Annotated in this window: 7 protein-coding genes and 1 pseudogene; 4 read left to right on the top strand and 4 right to left on the bottom strand. The window is 38.1% G+C overall.

What is annotated here, in order from left to right; all coding sequences use genetic code 11:
• Positions 1-105: 105 nt before the first annotated feature.
• The 4 genes from AC1WHX_RS08765 to AC1WHX_RS08750 form a co-directional block, all read right to left on the bottom strand.
• Complete coding sequence (locus AC1WHX_RS08765) at positions 106-1,044, bottom strand: ribose-phosphate pyrophosphokinase (RefSeq protein WP_009317595.1); 939 nt, start codon at positions 1,042-1,044, stop codon at positions 106-108.
• A 71-nt stretch (positions 1,045-1,115) separates the two neighbouring features.
• Entirely contained in the window at positions 1,116-2,831 is a 1,716-nt protein-coding gene (locus AC1WHX_RS08760) for an alpha-amylase family protein (RefSeq protein ID WP_195596679.1), read from the bottom strand.
• 15 nt (positions 2,832-2,846) lie between these two features.
• A complete protein-coding gene (locus AC1WHX_RS08755; RefSeq protein ID WP_009317599.1) occupies positions 2,847-3,668 on the bottom strand; it encodes a patatin-like phospholipase family protein in 822 nt (273 codons plus the stop codon).
• Positions 3,669-3,923: 255 nt separating this feature from the next.
• The gene (locus AC1WHX_RS08750; protein WP_009317601.1) at positions 3,924-4,223 is read right to left on the bottom strand and encodes a Dabb family protein; all 300 of its coding nucleotides are present in this window, start codon (positions 4,221-4,223) and stop codon (positions 3,924-3,926) included.
• A 112-nt stretch (positions 4,224-4,335) separates the two neighbouring features.
• Here AC1WHX_RS08750 and udk point away from each other — a divergent pair, with 112 nt between their 5' ends.
• The 4 genes and pseudogenes from udk to AC1WHX_RS08730 all read left to right on the top strand — a co-directional run.
• Entirely contained in the window at positions 4,336-4,947 is a 612-nt protein-coding gene (udk, locus tag AC1WHX_RS08745) for a uridine kinase (RefSeq protein ID WP_009317603.1), read from the top strand.
• An 11-nt stretch (positions 4,948-4,958) separates the two neighbouring features.
• A pseudogene (locus AC1WHX_RS08740) lies at positions 4,959-6,337 on the top strand (MltF family protein).
• Positions 6,338-6,350: 13 nt separating this feature from the next.
• Positions 6,351-7,208 (top strand): alpha/beta hydrolase, encoded by an 858-nt coding sequence (locus tag AC1WHX_RS08735; RefSeq protein WP_302544632.1) that lies wholly within the window; start codon positions 6,351-6,353, stop codon positions 7,206-7,208.
• Positions 7,209-7,424: 216 nt separating this feature from the next.
• On the top strand, positions 7,425-7,944 hold a 520-nt coding region (locus AC1WHX_RS08730; protein ID WP_481229171.1), incomplete at its 3' end, for a DUF3332 domain-containing protein.

The following is a 7,944-nucleotide window of genomic DNA, read 5'->3' as shown; positions in this document are numbered from 1 at the left end:
ATATTAAAGAGTTAAAAAACAATAAACACAAACTTAAAAAAAACCGTTTTATTTCTTTTATAAGAGAGATAAAACGGTTTTATACATGATTTTACAAAATTCCAACTATATAATATATTGAGAACTGATCGACTCATTCTCATATACTCTACGAATAGTATCTGCAAACATCTCTGCAATGCTTAATATGCGAACTTTAGGACAATCTTTATAATAAGGAATACTGTCGGTAAAGATCATTTCGGTCAATTTTGACTCATTTACCCTATCTGTTGCAGGATCGGACATAACGGCATGACTGGCAATCGCCCGCACAGAAAGAGCTCCCTTACTCATCATCAAATCTGCAGCTTTAGTTATAGTTCCTGCCGTATCTACCATATCATCGATAAGAATGACATTTTTATTTTCAACATCACCGATTACCGTCATACTCTCTACTTCATTGGCTTTTGCCCTGGACTTATGGCATAATACCAAAGGCACTCCGAAATATTTCGCATACGAGTTAGCGCGCTTCGATCCTCCGACATCCGGTGTTGCAATAACCATATTTTCGAGTTTCAGAGACTGAATGTAACGACTGAATACGGAAGAGGCATACAAATGATCTACCGGAACATTAAAGAATCCCTGTATCTGATCTGCATGCAGATCCATAGTGATCAAACGGTCGATACCGGCAACACTTAACAAATCGGCTATCAGCTTTGCAGCAATAGAAACACGAGGTTTATCTTTGCGATCTTGCCGCGCCCAACCGAAATAAGGCACTACGGCGATTATCGATTTCGCAGAAGCTCTTTTTGCAGCATCGATCATCAATAAAAGCTCCATCAAGTTATCAGAATTAGGGAATGTCGATTGTACCAAATAAACTTGGCTTCCCCGAATAGATTCTTCAAAAGATACTCCAAATTCACCATCCGCAAAATGCTGAATTTTCATGTTTCCCATTTCGCAATTTAAAGCGTTACAAATTTTTTCGGCAAGATAACGGGAATTTGTTCCCGCGAAAACCTTGAAAGGTGGTTTCTGGCTCATTGTGTTTTTAAAATAAATCCGATTGGTTAATTTTTTTGCAAAGGTACAATTTCATTTATTATTTTGACACATTAAATCTTTTTTTTTCGATTATTTGTATCGGTACATTTCCATATTACAGCTCCATAAGCTTTTACCGATGATCGGAACAAAACTTCAGGTGAAACGACTTTCTGGTCTACATCTCCCGTCAATAACTCTTTTGCCGAATATTCTCTTGCTGCCATATTCCACAAATCAAAAGCATGCTGAGGCAACTTCACCCCTACATCAACCGCCCTATCACAGAAATTTACAATAATAACCAGCAATTCATTATCCTTTTTCCGTAAAAATGCATATTGCTTGCGAGCATCAAAATGCGGATTGTCCCCATTTACATACATCAAGTCAAAAAAAGCGCCTTCTCTGATTGCCGCCTCTTTATTACACAACGTCAACACTTGTTTATAGCGGCGACGTAACTCTTTCTGTTCCGGTGTAAGACCGACTACGGAACATTTTCCTCCGGCATACCATGCACGAACCGAAGGTACGCTCCAATAATCGAAAATCGTCGTGCGTCCGTCTAATCCGCTGAAACCTTCGGCATCTGCAGCCGGCTCTCCCAACTCCTGCCCGAAATAAATCATCATCGGATTTACATTCATCATTGCCGAAACAATTAAAGCCGGATAAGCCCGAAAGGGATCTCCTGCAAAATTAGGGGATGCAATACGCTGTTCATCATGATTCTCAAGAAAATTCAACATGTGAGTTGTTATCCCATCTAAAGATTGCCAACAGCGGGTAATCTGAGAAGCTGCCGCATGCCCATTCACAATGCTGCGCAATAGATCATACAACCCGACTTTATCATAGAGATAGTCAAATTTACCGCCTTCGATATAATACCTGTATTCATGCGGATTATATACTTCGGCAATAAAATCGACTCCGGGATATAGTTCTTTGATCCGAGGAATCACCCATCCCCAAAACTCGACAGGAACCATTTCCGCCATATCGCAACGAAATCCGTCTATACCCTTACTGCTCCAGAACAGCAATATATCTCTCATTTTAAACCATGTATCAGGTATGGGATCGAAACATTTCCGACGGCCGTGCAAATAATCTACCCCATAATTCAGTTTAACGGTTTCATACCAGTCATTTCTATTGGGATAAGCTCCGAAACAATCATTTCCGGTTGCCTTAGCCGGATATTCCCTATACTTTTGGTCTCCTTCTCCTATATAAAATTGTGGTTGGAACTCTTGACGAGGAATATAATAGAAATTATTTTGGGAATCAAAATGAACCTCCGAATTATCATTCTGTCCCAAATCGATGACTCCGTCAGGCTTTGCATCGGAATGGTAACGGCGGGCAACATGGTTCGGAACAAAATCTATTATGACTTTCAACCCCGCGGCATGAGAACGCCCGACTAAAGATTCGAATTCCTGCATCCGTTCAGATATATTGACAGCAAGATCGGGATCGACATCATAATAGTCTTTTATTGCATAAGGAGAACCGGCCTTCCCCTTTACGACAAACATATTGTCCCGCTCAATCCCGTACCGGGTATAATCGGTTTGCGTGGCATGTTCAATAATGCCGGTGTACCAAATATGCGTACATCCGAGCATTTTAATTTCACGCAAAACTTTCGGAGTAAAATCTGCCAGTTTACCGACTCCGTTCTCTTCTATCGTACCGTTGCATTTACACGCATCATTCTGATTCCCGAACAGGCGCGGAAGCACCTGATAAATAATCATCTTTTGTCTTCTGTTCATAATAAAAAGGATGTCCTATGTACGAAAAGGAATTTTCAGATTTTTAAGATTTTCTTTATCCAAACTTATAACCTCTTGAGTATCTCGATACCCACAAGCAGCAATCTCCCTAAGATTCTCTATATCAAATATATTATAATCTATAATTTCTTTAGTTTGTATAAGTATGTCACATAACTTCATATCGGCAAGCGTATTACTTTTGAAAATAAAGCCGTATGAACGTTCTGCTATTCCGATAATCGACTTTTTGTACTCTTTTGCAACCATCGGATTCACATTTACTCCCATAACAATATCGCAAAACGGGCGGATAGGTGTAACCGGAAAATTTCTCAATACTCCGCCATCGACATAATGAACATTATCGATTATTACCGGACTAAACAACACAGGGATACTGCATGAAGCGCAAACAATATCTATAACAGGTCCTGTAGCAAAGGTCTTGCTGCATCCCTGATCCAGATCTGTAGCTGTAACCATAACCGGAATCTCTAAATCTTCAAGATAACGAGCCCGCAAAACTTTTTTCAAAAAATTTCGAAAACGCGTTATCTTGAAGAATCCCGAACGAGGGATTGTTATTTCTGCCAAATCACTGAAATTAAGAGACGAAAACAAGTCTATAATTTCATCCGGAGTATATCCGTCGGCATACAATACTCCGATCAAAGAGCCCGCACTCGTTCCCGAAATAATATCGGGACGCACTCCCATCTCATCAAGGACCTTCAATGCACCCACATGTGCAAAACCGCGAGCACCGCCCCCGCTTAAAGCTAATCCGAAGTGATACGGTTTTATTACCGCTACATTTTTATCATTTTCTATCATGTAGCTAAGATAACAAAAAAAAGAAAGACAATCCTATACAGGGAAATAAATATTCTTAGAGCCTGTCGTCTAAATTTTGCCCGGATCAGGTTTTAAAGAAATCTATATGAACAGTCAGTTCCCCTTTCGAAGGGAATCATGCCGATGCCGCCAACATCATTACAGAACAAAAAAAAATGCAAAGATGCCTTGACAATATTCCTTATAAGAAAACTTAAACAAACCCTTACCCATCGAAAAACCGGAAAAATTCCATCAGAATGTGTAATCGACACAAGCCCTTCCCTCCTTTATATCTTTTATAATTTGGGTCGCTGCCACATGGTCGGGATGTACTGCATAATTTGCCAGATCTTCCATTGAATCGAATTCCGTAACAAGGCACATATCAAAATCCTCTTTCGGATTCTCATTTATTCCAACTTCTATAAAACGCAAAAAAGGTATCTTATCTTTTAATGCCTCCAAAGCAGATTTAAACTCTCGCATCGTAGCTTTTACCGATGCAATATCTCCCGTTTTTTTGAACTTAAATAAAACTATGTGCTTTACCATAATCAAATTTATTATATTTGTAAATATTTTTCGGTTTCCGGATTTTTAAAAGTCCGGATATATTCACCGCGAATGCAAAAATAAATATTATTTTGTCGTTATCTGAAATTATATGCTAATTATTGGTATTGCCGGCGGAACAGGATCCGGAAAAACGACCGTTGTCCGCAAAATTATACAAAGTTTACCGGAAGGTGAAGTAACCGTAATTCCTCAAGATTCATATTATAGGGATAATAGCAATTTACCCTTGGAAGAACGCCTGAAACTCAACTTCGACGAGCCGGCAGCCATAGAGTTCGAATTACTTGTCAATCAACTGAAAGATTTAAAAGCCGGCAAACCGGTCGAACAACCGATCTATTCATACTTAACATGTACTCGGTCTAAAGAAACGATCCCGATCCAACCGAGAGACGTGATTATTGTCGAAGGTATTTTGATACTTTGCGATGAAGAGTTACGCAATATGATGGATATGAAAGTATTTGTCGATGCAGATGCAGACGATCGGCTCATCCGGGTTATCAATAGAGATATTATAGAACGGGGACGTACCGTGGAAATGGTAATAGACCGATATGAGAAAGTACTGAAACCTATGCATTTGCAACATATAGAACCAACAAAACGATATGCCGATCTAATTATACCTCAAGGTGGAAACAACCTTGTTGCAATCGATATTCTGACAAATTTTATAGCCCATAAACTGAATCCTTAATCAGACCCGATATGGTAAGAATAACGGCTTACATACTTTTATTCTTGTTTCTATTTTCTTGCCAACACGGGAAAAAAGAAAAGAATCCGGAGTTAAATGACTTGGAATCGATCAAGAAAAAAGGTGAATTGACCGTACTTACACTATACAGCTCAACTTCTTATTTCTTGTACCGCGGTGAAGAAATGGGATACGAATACGAATTGATCAAGCAATTTGCCGAATCGGAAGGATTAAAGACCCAAATAGTTGTTGCGGAAAATATCGGAAAACTGGTCGAAATGCTGCAAAAGGGAGAAGGAGATATTATTGCTTATGATATCCCGATCACAGGTGACTTAAAAGACCAATTACTCTATTGCGGGCCTGAAATAATTACTCACCAGATACTCATTCAACGAATAGAAAAAAATAAGACATTGCTACGTAACGTTACCGAACTTGTCGGAAAAGATATATATGTAGAAAAAGATTCGAAATATGAAACCCGTATCAATAATCTGAATAATGAACTGGGAGGGGGAATCAAAATACACTTAATGAATAAAGACACCATCATCACCGAAGATTTGATAGAAATGGTGGCCAACGGTAAAATAGATTATACCCTCGCCGATAATAACATAGCCCGTCTCAATAAAACTTATTATAATAATATAGACATAAAATTGAATATAAGTTTTCCTCAACGGTCGGCTTGGGCGGTCAGGACAAACGAGCCTGAACTGGCAAAAGCGGTTGACAAATGGGCTGAAAATAATACAAAAAGCCCTAAATACAAGGAAATTTTAAAACGATATTTCGAACTAAGCAAGAACTCTCCGATACCCGAAGTTTTATCTATAAAAAGGGACAAATCTCTGTATATGATCCTCTATTTAAGAAATATGCAAAAGAACAAGGCTGGGACTGGCGATTGATAGCAGCTCAAGCTTACCATGAATCGAGATTCGACACATCGGTGGTATCATGGGCCGGAGCTAAAGGACTAATGCAAATTATGCCTCGTACCGCAAGAAGCAACGGTTTAGCAGACAAAGACATACAAAATCCGGAAAAAAATATCGCAACCGCAATAAAAATAATGGCATCTTTAGACCGGAGCTTTTCGACAATAGAAGATCCTCAAGAACGCATGAAGTTTATTTTGGCTTCATACAACTCCGGAATAGGACATGTTCTCGACGCCATTGCTTTAACGAAAAAGTACGGTAAAGATCCACAAAAATGGGACGGAAATGTTGCTGAATATATTCTATTGAAAAGCAATCCCGAATATTTCAATGATGAGGTCTGCAAATTCGGATATTTCAGAGGACGTGAAACATATAGCTATGTAAATAAAGTACTGAAACTATATGAATATTACAAAAGTAAAATAAAAGCTTAACGACTCTAAATTTATGAAATGGATATTCTCTATTATAGCATTATTTTTTAATACAATGATTTTTTCTCAAAACTCATTTACCATACAGGTGTGGCCTAATGGTACAAAAGAAAACAACGGTATTACTCTCCCTGAAAAAATAATTGAAGGAGGCAGATTGCTAAATAGTCACACTGCAGAAATGTATGTTTACCTACCTGATAAAAAAATCAACACAGGAACAGCTGTATTAATTTGTCCGGGAGGAGGATATGCCCGTCAAGCAATGCAACATGAAGGTCATGATTTTGCAAAGCTTCTTATCCGGAAAGGTATTGCCGGAATAGTCTTAAAATACAGACTGCCCAACGGGCATGCTGATATACCGCTTTCTGATGCTAAAGAGGCGATGAACATCATTCGACAAAATGCATCAGAATGGGGCATAAAGGCTAACCAAATAGGTATAAGCGGTTTTTCTGCCGGAGGCCATTTAGCAGCCACTGTAGGGACACATTTCGATAAACAGAATCGTCCGGATTTCATGATTCTTTTCTATCCAGTCATTACTATGGATAATAACTTAACTCATAAAGGAAGTAAAGAAAATCTATTAGGGAAAGGAATAGAAAACGACAATTTTTCGAACGAAAAACAAATCTCTCCAACAACACCGCCGACATTGCTTCTGCTGAGCGATGACGACAAATCTGTTCCTCCAGCAAACAGTATTTTATTTTATAACGGACTTAAACAAAAAGGCATCAATGCTTCTATGTATATTTTCCCGTCCGGAGGTCATGGTTGGGGTTGCAATACAAATTTTGCATATTACAAAATATGGCAAGATCTTCTTTTCGATTGGTTACGGCATCAAAAATTAATCGGATAAAAATGATCGAATATCGGTATCTATAACGGATTCAAGGGTCTGTTCAAATTTTACAATAAAAAATATTAATGATATCGACTTATATCATAACAAATCATTGTTTATTAGTTGCATTTATCTAATATTTATCTTATATTTGCAATAAAACGAATAATTATCATTACATTTAGTTAATTAAACAAAGACTACTAATAAACTATTTTAATTCATACAATTATGAAAAGAAACAAATTGACTATGGCTGTAGTCGTATTACTTTGCGGCAGCCTGATGTTTTCCTCTTGTATAGGATCTTTCGGATTGACAAACAAGCTCCTCGGATGGAATAAAGGTGTAGGAGGAAATAAATTTGTAAGTGAACTTGTGTTTTTTGCATTCTGGGTTCTTCCGGTATATGAAATTTCGCTATTGGCCGATGTCGTAGTATTGAACTCTGTCGAATTCTGGTCAGGTTCTAATCCCATCGCAGATAATACTCAACAGATCAAAGGAGAAAACGGTCATGAATATTTAGTAAAAACACACGAAAACGGGTACACCATTACTGATGAAACCGCGAACAAAACTTTTGAACTTGTATTCGATGATAGCGACAAATCTTGGTCGGTAGAAGCAAACGGACAGAGTACAAAATTTATGACATTCATCGATGATAACCATGTAAATATGTATAATGCAAACGGGGAGACTATGACTGTAGAACTTTCTAAAGCAGGAGTTATGGCTTATCAAGATA

The sequence above is a fragment of the Coprobacter sp. genome (assembly GCF_982436375.1).
This window is presented reverse-complemented; position numbering and strand designations above follow the sequence as displayed.